The organism is Nitratifractor salsuginis DSM 16511, assembly GCF_000186245.1.
Lineage (GTDB): Bacteria > Campylobacterota > Campylobacteria > Campylobacterales > Sulfurovaceae > Nitratifractor > Nitratifractor salsuginis.
Genome location: NC_014935.1, coordinates 563834 through 588756, shown reverse-complemented (window position 1 = coordinate 588756; position 24923 = coordinate 563834). Strand labels below are relative to the sequence as shown.

General features: G+C 57.2%; 19 protein-coding genes. 12 read left to right on the top strand and 7 right to left on the bottom strand.

Annotated elements, in window-relative coordinates:
- Window positions 1-75 precede the first annotated feature (75 nt).
- From NITSA_RS02960 to NITSA_RS11505, 4 genes are all read left to right on the top strand, one after another.
- The gene (locus tag NITSA_RS02960) at window positions 76-1356 is read left to right on the top strand and encodes a putative glycoside hydrolase (protein WP_013553546.1); all 1281 of its coding nucleotides are present in this window, start codon (window positions 76-78) and stop codon (window positions 1354-1356) included.
- Window positions 1357-2577 (top strand): MFS transporter, encoded by a 1221-nt coding sequence (locus tag NITSA_RS02955; protein ID WP_013553545.1) that lies wholly within the window; start codon window positions 1357-1359, stop codon window positions 2575-2577. It begins immediately after the preceding gene.
- A 170-nt stretch (window positions 2578-2747) separates the two neighbouring features.
- Window positions 2748-3389, top strand: coding sequence for an Hsp20 family protein (locus tag NITSA_RS02950; RefSeq protein WP_013553544.1), 642 nt, complete (start codon window positions 2748-2750; stop codon window positions 3387-3389).
- Between the two features lie 95 nt (window positions 3390-3484).
- The gene (locus NITSA_RS11505; protein WP_013553543.1) at window positions 3485-4192 is read left to right on the top strand and encodes a L,D-transpeptidase; all 708 of its coding nucleotides are present in this window, start codon (window positions 3485-3487) and stop codon (window positions 4190-4192) included.
- A gap of 21 nt (window positions 4193-4213) precedes the next feature.
- On the opposite strand, the gene NITSA_RS02940 is transcribed toward NITSA_RS11505, so the two are convergent.
- From NITSA_RS02940 to NITSA_RS02920, 5 genes are all read right to left on the bottom strand, one after another.
- Window positions 4214-5167 (bottom strand): SEL1-like repeat protein, encoded by a 954-nt coding sequence (locus NITSA_RS02940; RefSeq protein WP_013553542.1) that lies wholly within the window; start codon window positions 5165-5167, stop codon window positions 4214-4216.
- A 151-nt stretch (window positions 5168-5318) separates the two neighbouring features.
- Window positions 5319-7136 carry a citrate/2-methylcitrate synthase gene (locus NITSA_RS02935; protein WP_013553541.1) on the bottom strand — a complete coding sequence of 606 codons (1818 nt, stop codon included), beginning with the start codon at window positions 7134-7136 and terminating at the stop codon, window positions 5319-5321.
- A gap of 17 nt (window positions 7137-7153) precedes the next feature.
- On the bottom strand, window positions 7154-8473 hold the full coding sequence (locus NITSA_RS02930) for an ATP citrate lyase citrate-binding domain-containing protein (protein WP_013553540.1): 1320 nt from the start codon (window positions 8471-8473) through the stop codon (window positions 7154-7156).
- Between the two features lie 323 nt (window positions 8474-8796).
- Window positions 8797-9894, bottom strand: a complete 1098-nt coding sequence (locus NITSA_RS02925; RefSeq protein WP_013553539.1) for a hypothetical protein — start codon at window positions 9892-9894, stop codon at window positions 8797-8799.
- Window position 9895: 1 nt separating this feature from the next.
- A complete protein-coding gene (locus tag NITSA_RS02920; protein ID WP_013553538.1) occupies window positions 9896-10465 on the bottom strand; it encodes an anthranilate synthase component II in 570 nt (189 codons plus the stop codon).
- Window positions 10466-10790: 325 nt separating this feature from the next.
- Here NITSA_RS02920 and NITSA_RS02915 point away from each other — a divergent pair, with 325 nt between their 5' ends.
- Complete coding sequence (locus NITSA_RS02915) at window positions 10791-11702, top strand: DMT family transporter (RefSeq protein ID WP_013553537.1); 912 nt, start codon at window positions 10791-10793, stop codon at window positions 11700-11702.
- On the top strand, window positions 11684-12463 hold the full coding sequence (locus NITSA_RS02910) for a helix-turn-helix transcriptional regulator (RefSeq protein WP_013553536.1): 780 nt from the start codon (window positions 11684-11686) through the stop codon (window positions 12461-12463). Before NITSA_RS02915 ends, NITSA_RS02910 begins: the two co-directional genes overlap by 19 nt.
- Before the next feature lies 1 nt (window position 12464).
- Here NITSA_RS02910 and mqnE read toward each other — a convergent pair whose 3' ends face one another.
- Complete coding sequence (mqnE, locus tag NITSA_RS02905) at window positions 12465-13541, bottom strand: aminofutalosine synthase MqnE (protein WP_013553535.1); 1077 nt, start codon at window positions 13539-13541, stop codon at window positions 12465-12467.
- A 182-nt stretch (window positions 13542-13723) separates the two neighbouring features.
- On the opposite strand from mqnE, the gene NITSA_RS02900 reads away from it, so the two are divergent.
- Both NITSA_RS02900 and glmS read left to right on the top strand, forming a co-directional pair.
- Complete coding sequence (locus NITSA_RS02900) at window positions 13724-16186, top strand: [protein-PII] uridylyltransferase family protein (RefSeq protein WP_013553534.1); 2463 nt, start codon at window positions 13724-13726, stop codon at window positions 16184-16186.
- A 2-nt stretch (window positions 16187-16188) separates the two neighbouring features.
- Complete coding sequence (gene glmS, locus NITSA_RS02895; RefSeq protein WP_013553533.1) at window positions 16189-17997, top strand: glutamine--fructose-6-phosphate transaminase (isomerizing); 1809 nt, start codon at window positions 16189-16191, stop codon at window positions 17995-17997.
- Between the two features lie 181 nt (window positions 17998-18178).
- On the opposite strand, the gene NITSA_RS02890 is transcribed toward glmS, so the two are convergent.
- Window positions 18179-18472 carry a hypothetical protein gene (locus NITSA_RS02890; RefSeq protein WP_013553532.1) on the bottom strand — a complete coding sequence of 98 codons (294 nt, stop codon included), beginning with the start codon at window positions 18470-18472 and terminating at the stop codon, window positions 18179-18181.
- A 96-nt stretch (window positions 18473-18568) separates the two neighbouring features.
- Here NITSA_RS02890 and NITSA_RS10765 point away from each other — a divergent pair, with 96 nt between their 5' ends.
- The 4 genes from NITSA_RS10765 (at window position 18569) to NITSA_RS02870 (ending at window position 24838) form a co-directional block, all read left to right on the top strand.
- Window positions 18569-19180 (top strand): TetR/AcrR family transcriptional regulator, encoded by a 612-nt coding sequence (locus tag NITSA_RS10765; RefSeq protein WP_013553531.1) that lies wholly within the window; start codon window positions 18569-18571, stop codon window positions 19178-19180.
- Window positions 19174-20454 carry a TolC family protein gene (locus NITSA_RS02880; RefSeq protein ID WP_013553530.1) on the top strand — a complete coding sequence of 427 codons (1281 nt, stop codon included), beginning with the start codon at window positions 19174-19176 and terminating at the stop codon, window positions 20452-20454. The genes NITSA_RS10765 and NITSA_RS02880 overlap by 7 nt, the downstream gene beginning before the upstream one ends.
- Window positions 20455-20638: 184 nt before the next feature.
- Window positions 20639-21727 carry an efflux RND transporter periplasmic adaptor subunit gene (locus tag NITSA_RS02875; protein ID WP_013553529.1) on the top strand — a complete coding sequence of 363 codons (1089 nt, stop codon included), beginning with the start codon at window positions 20639-20641 and terminating at the stop codon, window positions 21725-21727.
- A 6-nt stretch (window positions 21728-21733) separates the two neighbouring features.
- Entirely contained in the window at window positions 21734-24838 is a 3105-nt protein-coding gene (locus tag NITSA_RS02870; protein ID WP_013553528.1) for an efflux RND transporter permease subunit, read from the top strand.
- The last annotated feature ends 85 nt before the right edge of the window (window positions 24839-24923 follow it).

Here is a 24923-nt window from a genome sequence, read left to right as displayed (position 1 = left end):
GAGTTTCCAATACATTATTGGCAAGGTATATCCTCCATAGAACGAGCGATCAATTACAAGAAGGAAAAAAATTTTATGCTCCGAATCTGGCTACTCTCTTTGTTACTACTATCAACTTATCTATCAGCTTACGATACCTTTTACCCTTCCCGACTCAAGAATATCACGGAAACGCAAGCCCCCGACGCTCTGAGCCTTTTCGGCTACTCCTCTTCGGAGGTGCGTGCCCTCTACCTCAACCGCCACACCGCCGGCCCCTCCACCCCTCAATTCAAACACGCACTGAACATCATCGCCCGGACCCCGATGAACGCGCTCGTGATCGATATGAAGAACGTCAAGGGAGACCTGAGCTACCCGAGCGCCCTGCCCGAAGTGCGGCGCACCCGTGCTTCCCGTCACGCCACTCTCCGGGATATTCACCGCTATGCCCGTGAACTCAAAGAGCGGGGGATCTACCTCATCGCCCGGATCGCCGTCTTCAAAGACAAGCGCCAAGCCCTTGCCTATCCCTCTCGGGCCGTTCACCGTCCCGGCGGAGGAATCTGGCGGGACCGCCATAGCGAAATGTGGGTCGATCCTTTCGACCCGAAGGCCAGGGCTTACACCCTCGCCATCGCCGAGGAAGTAGCCCGCCTGGGCTTCGATGAGATCAATTTCGACTATATCCGCTTCCCCGCCCATCGGGGCCTGCGCTACGACCGCCCCGATACCCGGGCCAACCGAGTCGTCGCCATCGACAGCTTTCTCCAGGAGGCGGAGAACCGGCTTCACCCCCTGGGGGTCAAGGTCTCCGTCGATGTCTTCGGCTATGTGCTTTGGAATCCGGGCGACCTGCAGATCGGCCAGGTCCTCGAGAAGATGGCGCGCCACGTCGATTACATCTGTCCCATGCTCTACCCTTCAGGCTTCTACCGCGGCAGCGTCACCTTCTCCAATCCGGCCGCCCATCCCTACGAGATCGTCCGCATCAGCCTCCGAAAAGGGATCGCCCGGGGCGTTTCCCCTTCCAAATTCCGCCCCTGGCTCCAAGCCTTCCGGGATTACGCTTTCAGCCGCCATCAATACAAAGAGCATGAGATCGCCGCCCAGATCCGTGCCGCCGAAAAGCTGGGAGCCTCGGGCTGGCTGCTCTGGAACCCCTCCAGCCGCTTCCCCTACGTCAACCGACGTCTCTTCACCCTGGTCGGTGACTCCTCCGCCGAAAACCCGAGCCAAGTCGCCTACACTCCCCGAAGACGAAGTGCAAAACGGAGCAAAAAGCATCAGGGCAACCGACACCGCAAAACACATAGCGTCAGAGAAAAAGCCCCTAGCCACCCGTCCCATCCTCTGGACATCCTGAGAACGAACTAAATGTCAAAAAACTACCAGATCAATAACCTCAAGAACATCCTGCACGGCTTTTTCCTCTCCGTAGCCACCACCGTGGCCGAGCCCAGCACCATCCTCCCGCTGATCGTCCACCACTTCAGTTCCAACCTGGTCCTGGTGGGGCTCTTCGCCTCCCTGCTGCGTGGCGGGGCCATCGCCGTGCAGCTCGTCGCCGCCTTCTACGCCCAGAGCTATGCCCGGGTCATGCCCCTGATGCGCCGGGTATTCCTCTTTCGCTTTCTCTTCTGGTTCCTCATCGGCGCGGCGATCCACTTCGTGGGAGACCGCAACCCAACCCTCACCCTCTGGCTGATCGGCATCGGGCTCTTCGGTTTCAGCTTCGTCGCCGGCTTCGGCGGCATCTATTTCAAAGAGATCCTCGCCAAAGTATTCACTCGCCGGGAGCGGGGCCGCACCATGGCCGACCGGCAGCTCGCCTCCTCGGTCGGGGCCATCATCAGCGGCGGGATTGCCGGATGGGTCCTACAGCACTACCAAGCCCCCGAGAACTACGCCGTGCTTTTTATGCTCAGCGCCTTTCTGATGGCCATCGGGCTAATCGCCTTCGCCACCATCGAGGAGCCCCCCAAAGAGCGGGTCAGCCAACGGGAAGAGAGCTTCCGGCTCTTTCTCGTCAACGCCTGGGGGATCCTGCGCCGGGATGAGCGCTTACGCACCCAGATCGCCGCGTCACTCCTGGGCTACTCTTTTCTCCTGGCTATGCCCTTCGTCATCCTCCACGCCAAGCAGACCATCCACCTCAGCGGCTGGATCGTGGGAAGTTTCATCACCGTTCAGATGTTCGGTAGTGTCCTGGGTAATTTCTTTCTCTGGAAGCGCTTCTCCGGGCGCTATGTGCGGATGCTTCAAACCGCCTACGGCCTGATGATCGCCGCATTTCTCCTCGCCCTCTTCGCCAACAATGTCTGGACTTACGGCCTTATCTTCCTCCTCTTCGGCATCGGTATCGACGGCTTCCGCAACGCCGATATGAACCTGGTCCTGGAGATCGCCCCCGAAGAGAAGCGCCCTGTCTATGTCGCCATCCAATCCACCATCGTCTCCGTAGGGCTTTTTTTCTCCATTCCGGGGGGATTCATCCTCGAATATTTCGGCTACACCTTCCTCTATATCCTGACGATCCTTATGCTCGCCGGCGGCCTCTACTTCGTCCATCGCCTCGAAGAATTCGTAACAGAATAACCGAGCAACCGAGTAATGAGTAATGAGAAACCGAGAAACTAGCAACTAGTAATTTTTATCAGCTATCTCAATTCTCAATTCTCAATTCTCAATTCTCAACTCCGTTTTAGTTTCGTTAACCTTGAGTCGCTAAGCTTAATGTTGAAAATAAAATTAAGAAAGGAGATACGATGAAAAGAATCAAGTATCTACTCAGCGGCCTCGCCGCCGCCTCGGTCTTCGGATTTGCCAGCGCCCCCTTGGCTACTACGAGCGCTCCTGCTGCGGCGCAACAAAATGACCCCTTCGCCCAGATGGACCATATCTTCCAGATGCAGATGAAGCAGATGGAGCTGATGCGCAAGCAGATGGATGCGATGTTCCGTAATTTCGAGCAGAGCTTCCAGACCCCTGCCATCGCCAAGATGCCGATCCTAGTCCACTCCTCGGGAGTGTTGAGCTCCGGCATCCAGGACAAGGGGGACCACTATGAGCTGCAGATCAAAGTCAGCGACCTGAAAAACTCCAAGGTCAAGGTTACTACGGAGAACGGTATGCTCACCGTGGAAGTGACCGAGCAGAAGAAAGAGGAGAAGACCAGCGGAAACTACGGCAAGATCATCAGCTATGCCAACAGCAGCTCCGTTCAGAGCTTTACCCTCCCCGACGATGCCGATACTTCGGGGATCAAGGCGACACAGAAGGATAACACCATCCTCATCATCATCCCCAAAAAATCCGCCGCCAAAAGCGGGGCCAAGGTAATCCCCGTCCAAAAAAGCAAGCCGGAAGCAAAAAGCCCCGCATCCGCGGAGAAAAACAGCTCCAAGTAATCCTCCCTTCACCCCGCTTGCGGGGACCTTTTCCCAACCTTTTATTTTTCTGTTACAATCCCTGATAAGGAAAATGGATTGGAAAAGGGACAGGAGTGTTCAAAAAGGGATGGTATGTCTTGCTGATTGCGTTCTGTGCTGCGATGCTCCAGGCGGGCGATGAGGGCTACGAAGATCCCCTCCTGGCCTCTCCCTGGCGGATCGACGGGGCCAATGCCCCCCATTTCGTCAAAGCCAAAGTCCCGGCCCCATTACTCTCTACCGATCCCCATCCGGTCCACTACCCCGCCCAGCTCTACCTGGGCCTGAAAAAGATCCCCCTCCAGGCGGCAACGACCTTCGATCCCGAACGCTACCTCTCCCTCAAACAAATCCTCGACCCGATGCCCCAGGCCTACGCCAAAACCTATCTGAAGATGAAGACCCTCCTCAACCCGGCAAAAAAATATCTCATCGTCCACATCGACAAACGTCGCCAGGAGATGCGGGTCTATCTCGACAACGACTATCTGGGCGGATGGCACGTCTCCACGGCGAGGCGGGGCTACTGGACCCCCGACGGCGTCTTCCGCCCCTACTCCCTGGAGCGGATGCACTACTCCCGCAAATACCACCACTCTCCGATGCCCTGGTCGGTCTTTTTCAAAGGGGGCTTCGCCATCCACGGCACCTACGCCATCCGGCACCTGGGACACCCCGCTTCCCACGGCTGCGTCCGCGTCCACCCCGACAATGCCAAGAAGCTCTACCACCTCATCCGGCGCTACGGCAAGGAGAATACCCGGATCATCATTCGGGGGTGAGCCCAGGCTCCCGCCCCATCGCTAAAGGGTCTGATAGAGGGAGTCGCAATCTCCCGTGAAGTAGTCGTGCTGCGTCAGTTTGCTGTGCAATCGCTCTATCATCTCTCTCTTGTGGGCCGCATCGAGAGGCTTTTGATCGTGGAGGCGTTGCCGGCGGCAGGACTCTTCCGGATTCGGATCGAAACCGCAACCCTCAAAGGTCGGCTCACACCCCATCACTTTGTCAGCGAAACGGATGTAATTCATTCTACAAGCCCCAGCCTCTCCAAAGGTCGAGGCTTTGCGGGTGCAGGCGATAGCCCGCTGAAGTTCGTAGCGCATCAGGGGGACCACCAGCTTCCTGATCCGGCGGTGGGCCGCTTTGGCCCGTCTGGCGGCCTGCCGATCCCTGCTCCCCGAAGCCTCAGCCCGGGCCAGAGCGATCCGGCGTTCCCTATCGAGCCGAAGATACCGCTTCATCAGCTTCGGGTATCGTTTGAAAAGGGCGCAATCGTAATAGGCCAGATCGTTCCGGTCCGCCCTGGGAATGATCGAAGCGGCGGGGCATTTGGAAAGATAGGGCTCAGAAGGTTTTCTCTGCGTTTCGGCACACTCATCTTCGATGCTTTGCAGAAGTTTCACAGCGTAGCCTGAGTGGGCGTATTGGTACAGCTTTTTCAGGCTCTTTTTGTAATAGGGAAGCATCTTCCGATCGGAACAAATCGCTTTGGAAGAGTAGAGGTTCATCGCCGCCGTCTCGACCTCTTCGTAGTAGCGGAGCGCTTCTTTGAGGTTCTTTTTCACCCCGATCCCCTTTTCGTAGAAGACCCCGAGATTGTAGGCGGCTTTGGTGCTGCCGCTGTGCTTGTAAGCCTCCCGGTAGAGACGGAAGGATTCGGTGTAGTCCCTCTTTTTGTAGGCACGGTAGGCTTCATCGGTCCCGGCTGAAAGCCAAGAGATCAGAAAGACAGTAAGCAGAAGAAAACAGCGGCGCATCACTCCCCCTTTTTTTCAATTCTACCTAATCTTGAAAACAAGGTTAATCTGCACATATGGGAAAAGATAAATAAAATAAAAGAAAGAGGAAGTTTTTAGAAGCGAAAGAGGCACTCCTTCTCCGACGCGGAGAAGAGTGGCAGATGGCCGATTAGATCTCTTCGGCCTTTTTGACGTCGTAGAGGATGTCGTCCCAGGGGTGGCGGTACATCGGCATTGCCAGGCGCTTCTCATCGAGCACGTGGCCGATGAAGCCGATGGTGCGGCCCAGGATGAAGAAGGAGTTGAGGGTTCCCGACTCGATGAACTCGTCGATCTCCTCTTCGCTGTAGCCCAGAGAGCGCCACATATCGACCATCAGGATTCCGATGGTTCCATCCACGTTGAGGATCAGGTTGTCCTTCTTGGACGTGGTGAGCTGCTCGACCTCCAGGGCGTAATCGAGCAGAGGGGTTTTGGGGAAGTACTCGGCGGCAAACTTCTTGAGCCCCTCGACCCGCAGGTCGGGATTACGCAGGGATTTGATGCGGTGGCCGATTCCGGGAATGGGGATCCCCTGCTTCTTCATATAGGCCAGGAACTCGGCGGGGCTGAGCTCGTTGTCGTAGGCGTATTTGAAGTATTTGGCCGCTCCGTCGATGGCGCCGCCGAAGCGGGGGCCGATGGTGAGCAGACCGGTGACGAGAGACTCGACGACACTCTTGCCGGCACGGGCGGTGACTTTGGCGTTATGCGCACCGGAGACGGCGGGGCCGTGGTCGGCGACGGTCTTGATGACAGTTTCGATGAAATCGACCGCCCAGCGGGGATAGACTTTTTTGAACCAGAGCAGACTGATGACGTCACCGATGGTCTTGCCGGTATCGGGCGTAGCGACGGAGCTGATGGGATAGCCCGCGTAGGTCGCCTCTTCGCCCCGGTCGTCGCTGATGGTACAGATAAAGTTCTTGGGCCGGCGCACTTTGGGGATGGTGCGGATCTCGGGCTCTTCGATCTCCAGGATCACCCCTTCGTTGTAGAGCTTGGTATAGACCTCGTTGATGACACGGGGCAGGTCGTTGAAGCTCTCGGGGACATGGATGCCCGCTTCGCGCATCGCTTCGTTTTTCGCCGCGGCGGTCTCACGGTCGGCGTTGGCGGAGGCACCCGCGTGGCCGAACTGTACGCCGCTGCTGAAGTGCTTGGCGATGGTTCCGATACACCAGGCAATGACCGGCTTGGTGATCTTGCCCGACTTGACCGCTTCGATCACTTTGTACTCTTCGGTTCCCCCGACCTCACCCAGGAGGATCATATATTTGACATCGGGGTTGCTCTCCATACGGAGCATATTGTCGATGAAGACGGAACCGACGAAGCGGTCCCCACCGATGGCCACACCCTCGGCAATCCCGTCGGCGTTGAGGGCGATGATGTTACACAGCTCGTTAAACAGACCGCCGGAGCGGGTGACCAGACCGGCGCTTCCGGCGCGGTGGAGCTTGGATTTGATGATGTTTTCGATGGTTCCGCCGATGTTGGCGATCTTGAAGGCGCCGGGAGCGATGGCACCGACGGTCGCGGGCCCGATCACGGTGACGCCGGCATCTCTGGCGGCCTGGTTCATGGTCCGGGCTAGACGCTCGGGAATCCCCTCGGCGGTGACCATGATCACGCGGAACTGGCCGGGAATGGCCAGGGCTTCCATCGTGACATCGTAGGCAGTCCGGAAAGAGGCGAAGTTCAGAAGCACATCCGCATTGGGATGGGCGGCGACGGCCTCTTCGGTGCTGCGGAAGACATCGATCATGATCTCGTCACCGCCCCAGAAGAACTTTTCGAACTTGGCACTGCTGGTGGGCGCGACGATCGCCGCGACGGAGGGGGTCTCCCGCTTGATGACGTAATCGTAATCCAGCATCCGCTGGATGGCGCTCTTGTTGTTGTTCCAGAATATCGCTTGAGTATCTCGTGTAAACAGTCTGCTCATAATTTTCCTCTCCTACCTTACTTCTGCTTCTCGTCTTCGAGGGCCATGCGCACGATGTCGGTGACGTGAGTTTCGGGACCGTAGACATGGATCTCCAGACCCAGGCGCTCCGCAGCATCTTTCATATCCTGAAGCCCTTTTTCATAGTTGGGGCCGCCCCGGCGTACATAGATCTTGGTGTTGTGCTCTTTGAGCTTGGGCGCCCATTTCTCCAGGGCGTTGATGATCCCGGTGAAGGTCTTGGCGACATCGGTGAAGTTGGCAATGGCCCCTCCGATGATGAGGATCTTGCCTCTGGGGTCGGGATAGCGGGTCATCAGGTCGAAGATGGTCTCGGCGTAGAACTCGGTCTCCCCGGTGGTGGGTCCTCCGGAGTACTCCCCGTAGTTGGCCAGGTCCTTGACCCCTGCCAAATCGGCGATGGTGTCGGCATAGACGACGGAAGCGCCTCCTCCGGCGACCATGGTCCAGATGCGGCCCTGGGGGTTGAGGACGGTGAGCTTGAGTGACGCACCCGACTTGCTGTCGGCTTCGGCGATGGCTTTCTCTTCGGGAGACTGCTCTTCCATACCGAAGGCGGTGGGGAATTCGATGTCTCCCCACTTCTCTTTCATCATAAAGCCGGCGGTATCATCCAGACGGGCAACGAGGTCAAGGATATGAGCGTCGGTACCGATGAGGACCAGCGGGTTGATCTCCAGGTAGGCGAAGTGCATATCCCGGAAGAATTTGAAGAACTGGATGGCGAAAGTGGCGAAGGCTTCATGGCTCTCGGCCGGAATATCCTCAGGCACGTTGGCGCGGATCGCCTTTTCGATGTCCGCTTCGGGCATATTGATGGGGATGCGGACTTCGTTGACTTTCTCTTCCCATCCCTCTTCGACTTCCATTCCCCCTTCGGCGGACATATAGAGCACATCGTCCTCACCGACGGTGGTGGCGGCGATGTAGTACTCCTGATCCTGGGTGTGGGGGGTAAAAGGCTCGACGATGAAGTGGGTCAGGCGGCCATGCTGACCGGAAAGCAGCGTGACGTCATGGGACTGCTTCTCTTCGATCCATTTGGCGGCATCTTCGAGGGTCACGTCACCGGGCTTCTCTTTTTTGAAAAGGACCAGATCGTTTTTACCGCGCTTACCGAAGAGCATATCGGGTTTGACGACCAGGGGCTCCTGGTTGAGCCACTCGAATCCGTGCTCTTTCGCCTTTTGGCGGAGTTCGTCGGCGCTGGTGACCAGCACGGACTTGAAGGGGTAGTGGAACCCGTCGAAATACTCATTCCAATGTTTGGCAAAGAGCTGCTTTCCATCATATTCGCGTATTGCTCGTTGAGCCATCGGCTTCTCCTTTGTCTGCTTAGGGTTGGCTAGATTTTATCATTTGAATCTTTGAAACTTATGGCAGAGAAAGCGGGAGGATTCTTTTTGCCCCGGAGGTGTGTATTTTGGGAACATTAAAAAGTCGCAAGTCGCAGGCACGGGCCTCCGGCCCTCAAGTCGCAAGAATTTTTTGTGTTGTGAATTGAACGAGTCTGTGTAGGGTGGGCCTCGCCCACCAAAATTCGTATCTTGTCTCTGAGAGCGTGAGCGGAGCCCACCCTACGACTCGGTTGTTCGGTTGCTCATTGCTCGGTTACTCGGTTACTCGGTTATTAATCTACTCACTTACAGGCCGGCATTCCATAAAAACGGTAGAGCACATCGTAACGCCGCTTGACGGGCGGATGGCAGCTCTGCCCCCGGGAACGCAGCCCCTCGATCTGCGCCGGGATCTCATAAAGAGGCGCCGCGAAGAAGTGGTGGGGACGTCCCAGCAGCTCATAGAGGGGACGGTGAAGGATCACCGCCATACTACTCAAAAGCAGCGTGATAAGCACGATCGCTCCCGCGATCCTATAGCGCCGTTGGAAACGACGCATCCGCACCCGCATACTGCGGAAATAGACCGCCACCGGGATCATGGTGCCCGCCAGCAGATAGGGGCTGAAATCGACGATGAGCACTTGCTGGCGGATCGAGAGGAGGATCGAGAGGGCCAGGGCACTGAAAGCGATGCTCCAATAAAGATCCCGCGGCCCCTCCAGCGCCACCCGGTAGAGGGCGTAAAAGTAATAGACAAAAAAGAGGGGCGAAAAAAGTGCCGCATAGATCCCGAAGAGCTCAGGCAGATGCCCCTGGGGGTGTCCCCCGATCAGGTAGCGGCCGCCAAGGAGCGAAAGGATCAGCAGCCCCCCGGCCAGCAGCGCCAAGGCGCGCTCCCGATGGGCCCAGGCATAGAGCGCCACCCCCAGATAGAGGGCGAAGCTTGCTGTCGCCGTGCTCAGCAGCACGCCCAGCGCCAGCGCTTCGAGCCAGAAGACCCGGCGGCGGTACGCCCAGAGAAAAAGCAGCGTCAGGCTCAGAGCAAAGACCGCGTCGTTGAGGAGAACATTGGCCGCAATCACCCCGGGCAGTATGGCAAAGATCATCAAGGTAAAACGCCGATCCTCGATCCGCTCGAAATAGTCGGGCAAGAGATGGTAAAAAAGGTAGAGGTTGAGCATCCCCAGCAAAAAAGGGACCAGGCGCAAGCCCAGGGTACCCAGGAAGACCTGATGCAGGAGCCGGGCGGCCCAGACGGCCGGGCTCCACTCCTGGCGGTAGAAGAGTTGGGCTTCGCTGGGAGAGAGCGGGGTCGTCAACGCCAGGGCGGCGATGACCAGGGCATAGAGAATGAGAAAGGTGTAAAAGACCCGGTCGTCTCTCCAGATTCGGATCATTTCAAAGCTTCAGGAAATTGTCCAGCATCTCGTGGCCGTATTGGCTCATAATCGACTCGGGATGGAACTGCACCCCATAGATAGGCAGATCACGAATCTGAAGGGCCATAATCTCCCCGTCATCGGTGCTCACCGCCGTGGGAACGATCCGCTCGGGAAGGGTTTCGGGATTGACCACCAGGGAGTGGTAGCGGGTAGCGCGGAACTCTTCCGGAAGCTCCCGGAAAATGGGGCTCTCTCCGGTCACTTTGACCTGAGAAGTCTTGCCGTGCATCATATTTTTGGCCCGGACCACTTCCCCGCCGAAGGCCTGGGCAATGCTCTGGTGCCCCAGGCAAATCCCGAAGATCGGGGTTTCGCCGGCGAAACGCTCGATCACTTCCAAAGTGACCCCCGCCTCGTCGGGGGTGGAGGGGCCGGGAGAGAGAATGATCTTCTCCGCCCCCAGATCGGCGATCTCGTCAACGCTCATTTCGTCGTTGCGGATCACCCGCAAATCGGCGCCCAATTCCCGGCAATACTGCACGATGTTGTAGGTGAAACTGTCGTAGTTGTCGATCATCAGAACCATAGTCTTTCCCTTCTTGCAAGTGGGAGTATTTTAGCGAAACTCCCTCACGCTATGAAATGGGGAAAATACGACTCCTCCTTTTGGGGCAGCGACTTTAGTCGCTGAAATGACTCGAGATATTTTTTACGCGACTGAAGTCGCGTCTCCACATTGACGCAACGTCTCGATCAATCATAATGGTAACGGCAGGAGACGACGGCAATTCGCTCAGGCGAAGCTCCGTATTCAATCATCCCCCTGAAGCCAAAGAGCAAGAATATTCTATACATCACCCGGAGCTTTCTTCTATGATGGGATCAAAAAATATCGGAAAAGGAGTCTTGTGATGAGCTATCGTTCACTCACCTTTTGGATGTTTTTGGCGATGATCGCCTGGGGGAGTACCTGGGTCAGTGCCAAGATCCTGATGGAAGGGATGGGGGCTCACCAACTGATTTTTTGGCGCTTTCTCCTCTCGGCAATGGGACTTATTCCCGTCATATGGCTTATGGGCCACTCCTGGAAGATCGATCGCCAAGCGTTGCTGATCGCATTGCTTGCCGGGCTAGGGCTGATTCTTTACAACCGCTTTTTCTTCCTGGGGACCCACCTGGGAGAGGCGGGGCTCGGCGGGGTGCTGGTGACGACACTCAATCCCATCCTTACCTTTATGTTTATCGCACTTTTGAGCCGCAAGTTGCTTCGGCAGGATGAGTGGTTCGCCCTGATTTTGGGAGCGCTGGGGACTCTGACAATCCTGAAAGTGTGGAATTACGGGCTGGAGATGTGGCAGCAACCGGGGATTCTCTATTTCATCGCGGCGGCGGCGACCTGGCCCTGGATCACGATCCTGAGCGCACGTTTCAAAAAAGGATCGCCGCTGGTTCTGAGCTTCTATATGTTCCTCATCACCGCCCTGGGGGATTGGGCGCTCTTTTTGGATTTTCAAATCCCCGCGCTCAGTGCTTTGCACCCTATCGAGTGGCTCAACCTGCTCTCCCTCTCCCTTTACGGAACGACCTTCGGGACTTCGATCTATTTTTTGGCCGCCTCGCGCTGGGGAGGGGCCAAGGCCAGCGGATATTTCTTCCTGGTTCCCTTCAGCGCGGCGCTTTTTGCGGCACTCTTTTTGCACGAAGAGATCGGCCTCTCCACTGTGATCGGCGGGCTCTTTACCCTGCTTGCGGTATATCAGATTAACGGTTACAATCTTTTAGGTCTGAGCCAAAGGATACAGGGATGGCTGCAACGCAGTTGAAAAAAGGAGTCCTCGCCGTCGCCGGGGAATTCAAGGACGCGGGGATGATCCCCCACTTTCACGAAGCCTACAGTATCGGTATCTTTTACGCAGGAGAATACCGCTACCGCTCCGGCACCAGGACTGCGATCCTACGCCCGGGAGAGCTGCGGATCGTCTCACCCTATGAACTCCACGAAACCTTCTCGGGAACCTGGAATTACCTCCATTTCGATATCGATGCCCCATTGATCAAAACCCTGGCGGAGGAGATCGCCCAAAAAGAGCTCTCCTTCGCCCCAAAACTCCGGCCCCTTCACAAAGACCCCGCATTGACGGCGGCGGGGAAACGGCTTTATGCGTCGCTGAAGGGGGAGGCGCTGGAGTTGGAAGAGGCTTTTGACGCGTTTGGGAGTCTTTTGCTCCAGCGAAGCTTTGACGCACAGGCGTGCCGGAATCTTCTCTATGACCGGACACAGCTCGGCCGGGCGCTCGATTATCTCTTTGCCCATTGGGATCAAAGCGATTTGAGCGTCGATGAGATCGCGGAGGCTGCCGGGCTCTCCACCTACTACTTCGTCCGGAGTTTTGGCAAGGCTTTCGGCACCACACCGCACCGTTTTTTGCTGAGCCTGCGTGCCGAACGCGCCAAAAAGATGATCGCCGAGGAGAAAATACCCCCGGCCCGGATCGCCTTTGCCTGCGGTTTCAGCGATCAATCCCATATGATCCGGATCTTCCGAAAATTCTTCGGCTACACCCCCGGATCATTGCGAGTTTAAATTAATCGTAGACCTTGAGCTCATTGTAGAGGCTGTCGCGCTCGACGGGGATAAAACCGGAGTTGCGGATCAAGGCGACAAATTCCTCCAACTCCATCCCCTGCGCCGAAGCCGCCCCGGCCGCGGATTGGATCGACTCTTTCTGGATGGTCCCGTCTAGGTCGTCGGCGCCGAACTCCTGGGCCAGCAGCGCCAGGCCGATGGTCGAAGTGGCCCAATAGGCTTTGATGTGGGGGATATTGTCCAGCAAAATCCGGGCGATAGCGTAAGTCTTGAGGATCTCCTGGGCGGTGGGGAACTCTTCGACTCTGAGGAAGTTGTTTTCCCGCTGATAGACCAGGGGGATAAAGGCGTTGAATCCCCCCGTCTCATCCTGCAGCGTCCTCAAGCGCAGCATATGGTCGATCCGATGGGAGCGTTTCTCCACGTGCCCGAAGAGCATCGTGGCATTGCTTTCCCTGCCCCGCTGATGCCATTTGCGGTGGATCTCCAGCCACTGATCGGAGCTGACTTTGCCTTTGCAGATATAGTCACGCACCTCTTCGTCGAAGATCTCCGCCCCGCCGCCGGGCATAGAGTCCACCCCGCTCTCAATCATCAGATCAATCATCTCATCGTAGCTCAGGCCGTTGCTCTCGGCGAGGAAATTGACCTCCGCCGCGGTGAGAGCTTTGACGTGCAGGTCGGGGTAGGCATCCTTGATCTTGCGAAAAGCCCCCAGATACCAGTCGAGGCCCGCTTCGGGGTTGTGGGCTGAGACGATATGCACCTCTTTGGCCCCCTTGGCGCGGGCTTCCCCGGCGATGGAGAGGATCTCTTCGTGGCTCATCGTGTATTGGTTGGGATTCTTGCGGCTGGCGCTGTAGGCGCAGAATTTGCAGATATCTTTGCAGATATTGGTGGGATTGATGTGTCGGTTGATATTGAAATAGCTCTTCTTGCCGTATCGCTCCCGCCGGATCCCATCCGCCAATTCCCCCAGGGTCAGCAGATCCAGATCGTAGAGCACTTCCCCCTCCTCCTGAGAGAGCCGCTCCCCGGCCCGTATTTTGGCGATCAACGCTTCTTGTGCACTCACTTTTCACACCGTCCTGTCGTAAATTTTGGGGTATTATATAATAGTAACTAGTAACTAGGGATTTGAGGTTATAAGTACGAATTCTCAGCACTCAACGCTCACAGCTTGATCGGTTACTCATTACTCGGTTACTCCGTTACTCGGTTCCCATTCTTAGTTACTCGTTATTCAAAAGGATTTCAATGCGCGCCCTCCACGCCAAAGTCGAAGAGCTGCTTTATGAAAATGCGCCTCAACTGGAGATCGCCAAGGCGATCAAAAGTTATCTCAAAGCCTACTTCGCCACCCTGCCGGAGACCTTTGCCCAGACTGGGGGCAAGGATTTTCTGGTGCGGCACACCCGCACCATCGACACGGTCATCCGCCTCGCCTACAAAGTGGCGGTGCGGGAAATGTTCGGCCCCTACACCCCTCTGAAAAACCAGATCCCCGTAACCCTCGTGGCGTTAGGGAGCTACGGCAGGGAGCAGCTCTGCCTCCACTCCGACATCGACCTGATGTTCGTCTATGAAAGTATCGAAGGCTATGCCACCCAGGCCCTGATCGAAAAGATGCTCTACCTGCTCTGGGACAGCGGGCTGAAACTGGGCCACCGGGTCCACGAACTGCGGGACCTCCCCGTCGTGGCACGGGAGGATATCACCATCAAAAGCGCCCTGCTTGAATCGCGCTTCATCGAGGGATCCAAATTCTTATGGACCGGGATCGAAAACAGCCTGAACGAGATCCGCCGGGAAGAGCCCGAAGCGTTCATCCGCCTCAAGGTCGAAGAACGCCGGGCGCTCCATCAGCGCTACCCCCTGACGATGGAGCCCCATCTCAAAGAGGGGGTCGGGGGCTTCCGGGATGCCAATATGGTCTTCTGGATGGGCAAGCTGCTCTACAATGTCCCCCGCATCTGGGATCTGAACGAGTCGATCGTCGATCCCGAGGATTACCGGGAATTCCGCATCGCACTGGAGTTTCTCTTCCGGGTGCGGACCGCCCTGCACATCATTGCGGGGAAAAAGGTCGATCAGGTCCGGCTGGACCTCCTGCCCGAGCTGGCCGACCTGCTCAGATACGACCGGGGCCGCCGGGGGCAGCTGCGCCTGGCCCGGCGCATCATCGGGGCGCTGCGGACCATCCATCTCTACAGCCGTATCTGGCTGGAACGGCTCATCGGCGACTATCTGCCCGAGCTCTATAGCGAATGCTATCTTCCCGAGAAACAACACCGTAAACTCCACAGCCTCGTAGAAGAGCTCAACCGTCAAGCCGACCGGCCCTTCCGCATCCACCCCGAGCTTCTCTATGCCCTGATCCACGCCGAGCGCCCCGAACGCCCCGACCGGACCCTCTACCGCACCCTGCTCCATACCTTCGAACGTCCGGCCGCTACCTCCGTGCTGCAAGCCTTCGTGGAAGCCCGGCTGCTGGGCTATATGGTCCCCGCGATGAAGAAGGTCATCGACCTGCCCCAGTTCGACGGTTACCACCGCTATCCCGTGGACCGTCACTCCATCGAATGTTTCCGCCACCTCGAGAAAATCGAAGACCCTTTCATCGCCGAGCTCTTCGACAATCTGGAGCCCAAAGAGAAGGTGATGCTCAAGGTCGCCGTGCTTCTCCACGATGCCGGAAAGGGGCGCAAGAGAGACCACCACCTCGTCGGAGCTTCCCTCTTCCGCATTTTTGCCCAAAAGCTGGGGATGGAAAAGGAGCTCATCGAGATCGGCGCCCGGCTCATCCTCCACCATACCCTGATGAGCGTCACCGCCCAGCGGGAGGATATCTACAGTGAAAAAGTGGTCCTGCGCTTCGTCTCCCGCTTCGGGAGCAAAAAGCTGCTGGATATGATCTACATCCTCACCTACGCCGATATGAAGGGGGTGGGGACCGACGTCTACAACAGCCACAGCGCCCGACTCCTGCGTATGCTCTACGAGCAATCCCTCGAAGCGCTGAACCATCCCGAACAGCTGAGCGAAACCGCCAAAAGAGTGCGGGCCGTGGACCGGCTCAAAAACTCCAAAGCCTTCCGGGAACTCCCCCGCACCCTGCAGAACAAGATTCTCTCCATCTCTTCGAATGCCTTTTTTATCCGCCACAGCACCCGGCGCATCATCGCCATCGCCAAAGCCGCGGCCAAAATGGAGGAGTACACTTATCATCTAAGCAACGAACACAACCTCACTGTCGAGATCATCCGCCGCCACGACCTCAACCTCGCCTGGTTCCTCCACCGCCTCGCCCGGCTTCAGGTGGTGAGTATGGAGATCGCCAAGCTCTGGGGGGATCTGAAATATTTCCGCATAGACTTCAACGACCGGCTCGACGAGAGCGAACTCCCCCTGCTCGATGAGATCATCCACGGATCCTTTACCCCCCATCCGGAGATGAAACTGCGCAAACCCCTCATCAAAGCCGAAGAGGTCTCCTGCGAATGCGACCACTCCAGGGAGTATGCGATGATGAAGCTCCGCACTGCCGACCAGCCGGGGCTCCTGGCTTATCTCATCGCCCTCTTCGACCGCCTGGGCGTCGACATCGCCTCCGCCAAGATCCATACGATCAAGGGACGGGTCAATGACCTCTTCCTTATCGAAAAGAATGGTAATTTCTGTCATAATATCGACAAAATTATCCAAGAACTCACGGAGTGATTATGTGCGGAATCGTCGGCTATCTCGGCCCAAAAGAGAAAAAGAGCATCCTCCTCGACGGCTTGCAGGAACTGGAATACCGGGGCTATGATTCGGCGGGAATCGCCGTCATCAGCCAGGGAAAACTCCAGCATTTCAAAGCAGTCGGCAAGCTCGAAAACCTGCGCAAGAAAGCGGCCGATTTCCACAGCGATGGCCCCGGAGCCGCCATCGGCCACACCCGCTGGGCCACCCACGGCAAACCCACAGAGCTCAACGCCCATCCCCATATGGGCGCCTTCAGCTACGTCGTCCACAACGGCATCATCGAGAATTACCAGGAGCTCAAAAAGGAGCTGGAGAGCGAAGGGGTGCGTTTCGTCAGCCAGACCGACACCGAAACCATCGTTCATCTCTTCGAACGGAATATCCAAAAGGGCCTGGAACCTTTCGAAGCCTTCAAAGAGACCATCCGCCGCCTGGAGGGGGCCTACGCCATCCTCCTCATCAGCGAAGCAGCCCCCGAGACGATCTTCTTCGCCAAAAACGGCTCCCCGCTGCTTATTGCTTTCGACGGAGATGAGGTCTATTTCGCCTCCTCCGATACCGCCGTCATCGGCAAAGCCAAAGAGGCTTACTACCTCGAAGACGGCGAATACGGCTACGCCAAACCGGGCGAAGTGAAGCTCTTCGGCCCCGAGGGGGAAAAGGAGCTCCACACCCAGCCCCTCCCCTCCGACAAGGCGATGGCCCAGAAAGAGGGCTACCGTTTCTTTATGGAAAAAGAGATCTACGAGCAGAGCACCGTCATCGGCGATACGATGCTGGGCCGGGTACTCGAAGACCGGGTGGAGTTCGAAGAGCTCGACCCCTCCCTCTTCGAAGGGATCCGCTCCATCAAGATCTGCGCCTGCGGCACCAGCTACCACGCCGGACTCACCGGAGCCTATCTGCTCGAGCGCCTGGCCAAGATCCCCTGCCAGGTGGAGATCGCTTCGGAATTTCGCTACAAAGAACCGCTGCTGACACCCGACACCCTCTTCATCGTCATCAGCCAGAGCGGGGAGACCGCCGATACCCTCGAAGCCCTCAAAATGGCCAAACGGGCCGGCCTGAAGAGTCTGAGCATCTGCAATGTGGACAACTCCTCCATCGTAAGAGAGAGCGATGCGACGATCCTCACCCGCGCCGGCATCGAAAAAGGGGTTGCCAGCACCAAAGCCTTCGCCACCCAGGTGATGGTGCTCTGGATGCTGACCCTCTATCTGGGCCAAAAGCACCGGACCCTCGCTCCCGAAACCCTGGCCAAAGAACTCGACGCCATGCGTCATACCCCCCGGGCCCTGCTGGTCGAAGAGAAGCTCCACGAGAAACTCCATCGCCTGAGCAAGCGCTACCTCCACGGCCACGGTTTCTTCTTCATCGGGCGTGACCTCTTCTTCCCCCTGGCACTGGAGGGAGCCCTCAAACTCAAGGAGATCAGCTACCTCCACGCCGAAGGCTATCCCGCCGGGGAGATGAAACACGGGCCCATCGCCCTGGCCGACGCGGAGCTCTTCACCATCGCCCTGATGCCCAAAACCCTGCTCTACGACAAGATCAAATCCAACGTCGAAGAGCTCAGCGCCCGGGATGCTACGATCCTCGCCATCAGCCCCGAGGAGTTTGAGCTCGCCGACGATTTCGTCCGCACAAAGAACGGTGATCATCCTATGCTGGAATTTTTCGAAATGATGGTCGTCACCCAACTCCTGGCCCTGGAGATCTCCATCCGCCTGGGCAACGATGTGGATATGCCGAGGAACCTGGCGAAATCGGTCACTGTTGAATAAATCAATGAGAAGATAGAAATGAGAAATTATGGTTTCTCTGGTTCCCACGTTGAACGTGGGAACCCATACATAGGTGATTATTGGATAATTGATTATAGATGATCTTAGATATGCATTCCCACGCCTAGCGTGGGAACGAGAGGAACTTGCGACGTGAGGGCCGCAGGCCCGTGCTTGCGACTTATTCTTCGCTTTTCACTTCGATCAGATCCTCCAACAGCTCTTCCGCTTCATCCTCTTCCATTTCGCCGCTTTCGATCTCGATGAGGATCTCCCGGCACTCGGCGTGCATCGCCTGCATCTCTTCCAGCTCTTCCCGGTCGGCCAGGGAGATCATCTTCTCCTTCTCCACCATCGCGAAAATCTCGTCGATTGCCTCTTCCAGATCCGGCATCAGTTCATTAAGCAGCAGGTTTTTCAATTTCTCCGTCGCTTTTACTTCACCCATCATCATCACCTTTTTTTTGAGAGACATTGTATCACAGAGCCTCTCCGAAGAGCCCGTTTCAGGATCAATCAAGCTTCTTTGATCTATCATTCGACTTACCGGTTAGTAAGGAGTCGACAACTTATGAACAAAAATCTTTCGAAAAAAGATCGGATCGTCGATGCGGCGGCCCGACTTTTCGCCCGGCACGGCTACAGCAAAACCGTGCTCGAGGATGTGGCGGGGGCCTGCGGCATCACCAAGCCGGCGATCTACTACCATTTCAAAGACAAGCAGGCCCTCTACGAAGCGGTGCTCTGCCAGCGCTTCGCCCTGATCGCTCGGAAAATCGACGAAGAGACCCGAAAAGAGGATCCCCTCCGGGCACTGGAAGCCTATGTGGAGACCTTCGGATACTACCTCATCGAGGATCCCCACTTCGGCACTATTTTTGCCAGGGAACTGGCCGACGGTGCCCGGGACCTGCCCGAGCGCTGCATCAAAAACCTCTCTCAGATCCTCAAACGTCTCGACGAGATTTTGCAGGAGGGGAGAGAACGCAAACTCTTCCACGAAGAGAACCCTTTTATGATTCAGCTTATGATCGTCTCGACATTGAGCAATTATCAAAGCACTTATGAACTCAGAGAAAAGGTCCTGCGACACCTCGACGGGGAGAAAGAGCACATCAATCCGGAACTAGAGGATATAATTCCCAATCTACGAGAAAAAATCCTAAAGGCCCTCACATGCTGAAACGAACCCTCATCCCCCTCCTCCTCGGCAGCGGCCTCTACGCCGCCAGCGTCTCCCAGTTGCTCGACGGCGTGCGGCACCACTATCAGGCACAGCTAGACAACTACTCCATCCAGGAGGCCGACAAAGCCCTGGAGATGGTGCGCAGCCAATTCTGGCCGAAGATCCGGATCTTCGGCAGCGCGACCCATTACAATGCGCCGACCAACCTCCGTCCGGCCACTCCGACGGAGAATGCCAAGCTCTCTCCTCAGGCAGGGGGAAATGGCGACTATCCCTTCAGCACCGACATCTATCGGGTAGGGGCCACCCTTTCGATGCCCATCTTCGTCGCCAATCTCTTTACCCTGGCGGATCAGACCGAAGCGATGCGTCACTCTGCAGCGGCGAAAAAAGAGGTCGATCTCCTGAAAAACGAGGCGACGGTCCTGGGGGCCAACGCCAACCTCCGCTATCTGGAGCAGATGAAAGCTTCCCTGCACTCCAAGGCCAAAACCCTGCGAACGACCGAAGCAATCGTCAAAGCCAAGGTCAAAGCGGGACGGGCTCCCGCTTCGGCGCTCTACAAAGTCCAGGACCGTCTCGATTCGATCCGCATCGCCCTGGACAATATCGAAGTGCAGAAAGAGAACATCCGCACCCTGATCGAAACCCTCAGCGGTGTCACGCTCTCCCATTCGGCACCGATGCGGCAAAAAGGCAACTACCGGCCCGGCCCTATCTTCGCTCTCAAGCCCCTGCAGGCAAAAAGGCAAGCCGATGAATTGGCTGCCAAGGCGGAGCAGGAGAAACTCTACCCCTCTCTCCATCTGGATGCCAACATCAACCGGGGTTACGGCGACAGTTACTTCAGCGGTCACAATATCCATAGAGACTACGGCGGGATCGGGCTCACCCTCAGCGCCCCGCTTCTGGATATGCCGCAGATCCGCAGTATGCAAAAAGCCCGGATCCACGCGATGAAGAGCGCCACCGAACTGGCGAAGACCGCCGATGAGCTCAAAACGAAGGCCAAAGCGATGCGCCGCCAACTGGGGCTGCTGCGCCACGCGCTCTCCCTCCATCGGCACAACATCTCCAATGAGAAAAAGCTGGTCGAAATCGCCCGCCGAAGCTATGAAGACGGCCGGATGACCCTCGAAGAGTACCTGCGCTACATCGACAGCCTCTACGATGCCAAAGCCGAACTCTACAAAACCCGCGCCGCCTATTGGCAAACCCTCGCCCAACTGGCCTTCCTCTACGGAAACCGTTTCGAAAGGATCGTACGATGAGATCGGTCGCAAGTCGCAAGCACGGGCCTGTGGCCCTCAAGTCGCAAGATGGGAATTTTGTGTTAAGTGTTAAGTGCTATGTGTTAAGTAGTTGTTTATCTCTATTTTCCATTTTCTCATCATTCGGTTACTCGGTTACTCATTACTCATTACTCATTACTCATTCCCCCGCAAGGACTTCCAAATGAAAAAAGCGATCAAAATCCTGATCTTCCTCCTGATCCTCGCCGCCCTGATCGTCGGGGCCGTCCGTCTGGTCAAAAAACGCCACGCCGAAGAGGCCAAGACCCCGCCGGCCAAAGAGTATGCCGTGGTCATCAGTACCCTCAAGGCCCAACCCAAAAAGGTCACCCTCACCGTACCTTCGATCTCCCTGACCCGCAACGACAATGACGCCGTCATCGCTTCCAAGGTAGCCGCCAGGGTCCTCCGGGTCCCCAAGAGCGGTACCTCGGTCAAAAAGGGCGATCTGATCGTCCAGCTCGACGATACTGACATCAAAGCACAGCTCGCCTCGGTGCTCCACGCTATCGAGAGTGCCAAAGCCCAGCTCGATGCGGCAATACTCAATCTCAAAAATCTGGAGAAGATCCACGCCCACAGCGCCGACCTGCTCAAGATCCACGGCGTCTCCCGGGAGCAGTTCGATGCCGAACAGGTCAAGATCGACAGCGCCAAAGCCCAGGTCGCCGGTATCAAAGCCCAGATCGCCAAGCTCGAAGCCCAGAAAGCGGCTTTGGAGAACCAACTCTCCTATACCCGCATCACCGCCCCGGTGGACGGGATCGTTTCGCAAACGATGGTCAGCGTCGGCGACCTGGCCACGCCGGGCAAACCCCTGGTCAAGATCGCCGCGTCGAAAGGGACCTGGCTGCTGGTGCGTCTGCCCGGCGGAGCCGAAAAGATCTTCTTCCAGGGCAAAGAGTATCCCCTCAAAGCCCTCCACTCGACATTTAACGGACTCAATGAGTACCGGGCCGATATCGACCGCTACATCCCCGCAGGCAACCGGGTAGAGTGTGAAGTGGTCACCTACCAGGGCAAAGCGGTGCTGTTGCCCTTCGATACCCTCCTCAACCGGGAGGGCAAGAACTGGCTCTTCCTCTACCAGAACGGCAACGTCCATCCCGTCAAAGCCCCCATCCTCGCCACGGGTGAGCAGGGGATCGCCCTCGATCCCTCCGTGGCGGGCAAAGAGATCGTCGAAGCCAAACCCGATATCCTCCTGCGTCTGCTGGGAGGCTACCCTGTCGTCAAAGCCCCCGGGGAGTAAGCGGCCATGTTCAACTATTTTTACAAACGGCCCTATCAGCTCTACAGTCTGATCGCCATCCTCTTCGTCCTGGGGGTCGTAGCCCTCAAGACCCTGCCCAAGAACCTCTTCCCCGATGCCAACCGCCCTCAAGTGGTCGTCATCACCCAGGTTCCCGGCGCCACGGCGGAGGTGGCGGCCAGCAGTGTTTCCAAGCCTATCGAAGCGGAGATCGCCCGTATCTCCATGGTGCGGGATGTCAGCTCGGTCAACGTGGCCAATATGTCCATCGTCTCGGCGGAGTTCGAGTATAAAAAAGGGCTCGAAGCCGCCGCCGTCGACGTAGCCAACGCCCTCTCCATCGCCAAAGGACGCCTGCCGGCCAACGTCACCCCCGCCGTCTATACCGCCGGGGACTTCACCCTCCCGGTGGACGTAATCTCCCTCAGTCCCAAAGACGGCAACATCACGCTGCCTGAGATCCGCAAGATCGCCGACAGTTTCATCAAACCCTATCTGCTGGGCAACCCGGCCATCGGGAACGTGGAAGTCTTCGGCGGCTACCAGAGCGCCATCAATATCGAAATCGACCCCTTCAAGGCCAAGCACTACGGCGTCGATTTCGCCAACCTTATCAAAGAGATCCGCGCCATCAACCGGGACACCCCCATCGGCTTCGTCAAAGGTGAAAAGAACTTCGCCACACTGACCTACTACGGGGAACGGGACCAGATCGAGAAGCTCAAACAGCTCCCCATCGCCCCCAACCTGCGCCTGGGCGACATCGCCAAGATCTCCTGGAGCCATCAAAAGCGCACCAGCGGCTACCTGGGCAACGGCAAACCCGCCATCGCCCTGGCGATCCAGCGGGCCCCCGGCGGGAGCGTTCTCGCCGTCTCCAAAGCGGCCCGGGCCGAAATGGCAAAACTGCAAAAGCGCTACCCTCAGATCGCTTTCTCCATCTCCGATACCCAGCGCGACCTGATCGAGACCGCCAACACCAATATGCTCGAAGCCCTGCGTGACGCCATCATCTACACTCTGCTGGTGATCATGATCTTCCTGGGCAACTTCCGGGCCATCATCGCGGCGGGGCTCTCGATCCCGATGGTCTTCTTCGCCACGATGGCGATCATTTGGCTAACGGGCGGGGAGCTCAACATCGTCATCTACACCGCCATCATTCTGGCCCTGGGAATGCTCACCGACGATGCGGTAGTGGTCCTGGAAAACATCGAACGGCACCTCAACGAGGAGCACGAGGATCTCCAACAAGCCATCGTCAACGGAACCCGGGAAGTCCTCAAACCGATCTTCGCCGGAACCATTTCGACGATCGCCGTTATGTTCCCTCTGATGTTCGTGGGCGACTTCCCGCAACACATCTTCCGGCCCCTGATCTCGACCCTGATTATTGCCCTGCTGGTGAGCTACTTCCTCTCCATCACCTTCATTCCCAAGCTCTCGGCCTGGCTCTACAAAAACGGGACCGGTAAAACCAAGGTCGAGAAGTGGTTCGAAGCCCTCTATGAAAACACCATCGGGCGGCTGGTGGGTCCCTACATCGGCATCCTCAAATTTTCCAACGGCAAATGGTGGGCTCTGCGGCGGATGCTGCTGACCGCCGCCGTGGTCCTGACCCTGGTGCTGAGCCTCAAAAACGTCATGCCCACCATCGGCAAGGATGTCATGCCCCCGATGGATACCGGGATCATCAAGGCGCAGGTGGCTTTCAGCGTCAACGAGACCGTCGAAAGCGCCGAGAAGAAGCTCCAACCCTTCCTCGACTGGCTCAACAAACAGCCCTGGATGGTACGCAGTTCCATCGCCTTCGGTTCCGAGCCCGGTGTCCTGAGCCTGGGCAGCGGAAACCTCCCCACCGAGGCGACCCTGACCATCACCGCCGTCAACCGCTTTGAACGCAACGCAACTATGTGGCAACTCGAGAACAAGATCCGCGACCGATTGGCCCTGCTGCCCGGGGTTAAGCGCGACGATGTCTTTGATTTCGGAGCTACGGCCCTCTCGACCATCAAGGCGCCTCTGGATGTCCGATTGAAATCGAGCGACTACGAGCGCCTCCCCGACAAAGCCAAAGAGGTGCTCAAAGCGATCCGACCCCTCAAAGGGCTCACTTCGGTCTCCACCAGCTGGGACAGCGACTTCAACGAGATCGAGCTCCAGATCGACACCAACAAAGCCCTCAGCTACGGCACGACACCTTTGCAGATCATCGCCCAGCTGCCTCTGCGGGGCGGCGTAGCCTCTCTGGCAGGGGATTTCAGCTCCATGCAGACCCAGTTTGTCCGCCTCTACCTCAAGGGTAAATATGCCCAGAATGTCGAGACGCTGAAAATGCTGCCCATCAGCACCAAATTCGGTGAAGTGCCTCTGAGCCAATTCGCCACCTTCAAACCCCACCTGGTCGCCGCCAAGCTGGAGCGGGACAAGATGCTCTACAGTATCGACGTCAACGGCTACCGGGCCAAACGCCCCATCACCCACATTACCGACGATGCCAACGCCGCGCTCAAAAAGGTGGACACCTCGGGTTACATCGTCAGCCAGGAAGGGGACATCGCCCAGCTCAAAGACAGCTTCAAGCGAATGATCAAAGCGATCGCCATCGGGGTCGTGGTGCTGATCATGACCCTCATCGCCGTCTACGAATCGGTACGCCTCTCCCTGATTATGATTTTGGTCCTGCCCCTTTCGATGATCGGGGCCGCCTGGGGGATGATGCTCTTCCACAAGCCAAGCTGTATGCCCTCGATGGTCGGGGTGCTGCTGCTCTTCGGAATCATCATTAAAAACGCCGTCCTGCTCATCGACTTTTACAAAGAGTATGAGAAAGAGGGCCAGACTCCCTTCCAGGCGGCGATCCAGAGTGTACGCGTCCGCTTCCGCCCCGTTATGATGACCGCTTTCGGAACCATCGCAGGGATGATCCCCATTGCCCTGGAGCAAGCCGTCGGCCTCGAGCGCCTCAGCCCCCTGGCCGACGTCGCCGTAGGCGGCCTGCTGGTCGGAACCCTGCTGACTCTGGTCTACGTGCCCCTCTACGCCTACATTACCGACCCGAGAAACAAAAAGACCAACCCCATCGAAAAGATCGAAGAGGCGTTAGACTAGATCGCAAGTCGCAAGCACGGCGCTTCGCGCCTCAAGTCACAAGTTTATGGTCGTTAGTCGTTAGTCGTTGGTCATTGGTATATAT

Excerpts from the sequence above, each read along its gene's own strand:
- NITSA_RS02870 (WP_013553528.1), top strand. The coding sequence starts at position 21,734 with ATGTTCAACTATTTTTACAAACGGCCCTATCAGCTCTACAGTCTGATC.
- glmS (WP_013553533.1), top strand. The coding sequence starts at position 16,189 with ATGTGCGGAATCGTCGGCTATCTCGGCCCAAAAGAGAAAAAGAGCATC.
- NITSA_RS02900 (WP_013553534.1), top strand. The coding sequence starts at position 13,724 with ATGCGCGCCCTCCACGCCAAAGTCGAAGAGCTGCTTTATGAAAATGCG.
- NITSA_RS02930 (WP_013553540.1), bottom strand. The coding sequence starts at position 8,473 with ATGGCTCAACGAGCAATACGCGAATATGATGGAAAGCAGCTCTTTGCC.
- NITSA_RS02955 (WP_013553545.1), top strand. The coding sequence starts at position 1,357 with ATGTCAAAAAACTACCAGATCAATAACCTCAAGAACATCCTGCACGGC.
- NITSA_RS02935 (WP_013553541.1), bottom strand. The coding sequence starts at position 7,136 with ATGAGCAGACTGTTTACACGAGATACTCAAGCGATATTCTGGAACAAC.
- NITSA_RS02920 (WP_013553538.1), bottom strand. The coding sequence starts at position 10,465 with ATGGTTCTGATGATCGACAACTACGACAGTTTCACCTACAACATCGTG.
- NITSA_RS02950 (WP_013553544.1), top strand. The coding sequence starts at position 2,748 with ATGAAAAGAATCAAGTATCTACTCAGCGGCCTCGCCGCCGCCTCGGTC.
- NITSA_RS02960 (WP_013553546.1), top strand. The coding sequence starts at position 76 with ATGCTCCGAATCTGGCTACTCTCTTTGTTACTACTATCAACTTATCTA.
- NITSA_RS02875 (WP_013553529.1), top strand. The coding sequence starts at position 20,639 with ATGAAAAAAGCGATCAAAATCCTGATCTTCCTCCTGATCCTCGCCGCC.
- NITSA_RS02890 (WP_013553532.1), bottom strand. The coding sequence starts at position 18,472 with ATGTCTCTCAAAAAAAAGGTGATGATGATGGGTGAAGTAAAAGCGACG.
- NITSA_RS02925 (WP_013553539.1), bottom strand. The coding sequence starts at position 9,894 with ATGATCCGAATCTGGAGAGACGACCGGGTCTTTTACACCTTTCTCATT.
- NITSA_RS02910 (WP_013553536.1), top strand. The coding sequence starts at position 11,684 with ATGGCTGCAACGCAGTTGAAAAAAGGAGTCCTCGCCGTCGCCGGGGAA.
- NITSA_RS02915 (WP_013553537.1), top strand. The coding sequence starts at position 10,791 with ATGAGCTATCGTTCACTCACCTTTTGGATGTTTTTGGCGATGATCGCC.
- NITSA_RS02940 (WP_013553542.1), bottom strand. The coding sequence starts at position 5,167 with ATGCGCCGCTGTTTTCTTCTGCTTACTGTCTTTCTGATCTCTTGGCTT.
- NITSA_RS02880 (WP_013553530.1), top strand. The coding sequence starts at position 19,174 with ATGCTGAAACGAACCCTCATCCCCCTCCTCCTCGGCAGCGGCCTCTAC.
- NITSA_RS10765 (WP_013553531.1), top strand. The coding sequence starts at position 18,569 with ATGAACAAAAATCTTTCGAAAAAAGATCGGATCGTCGATGCGGCGGCC.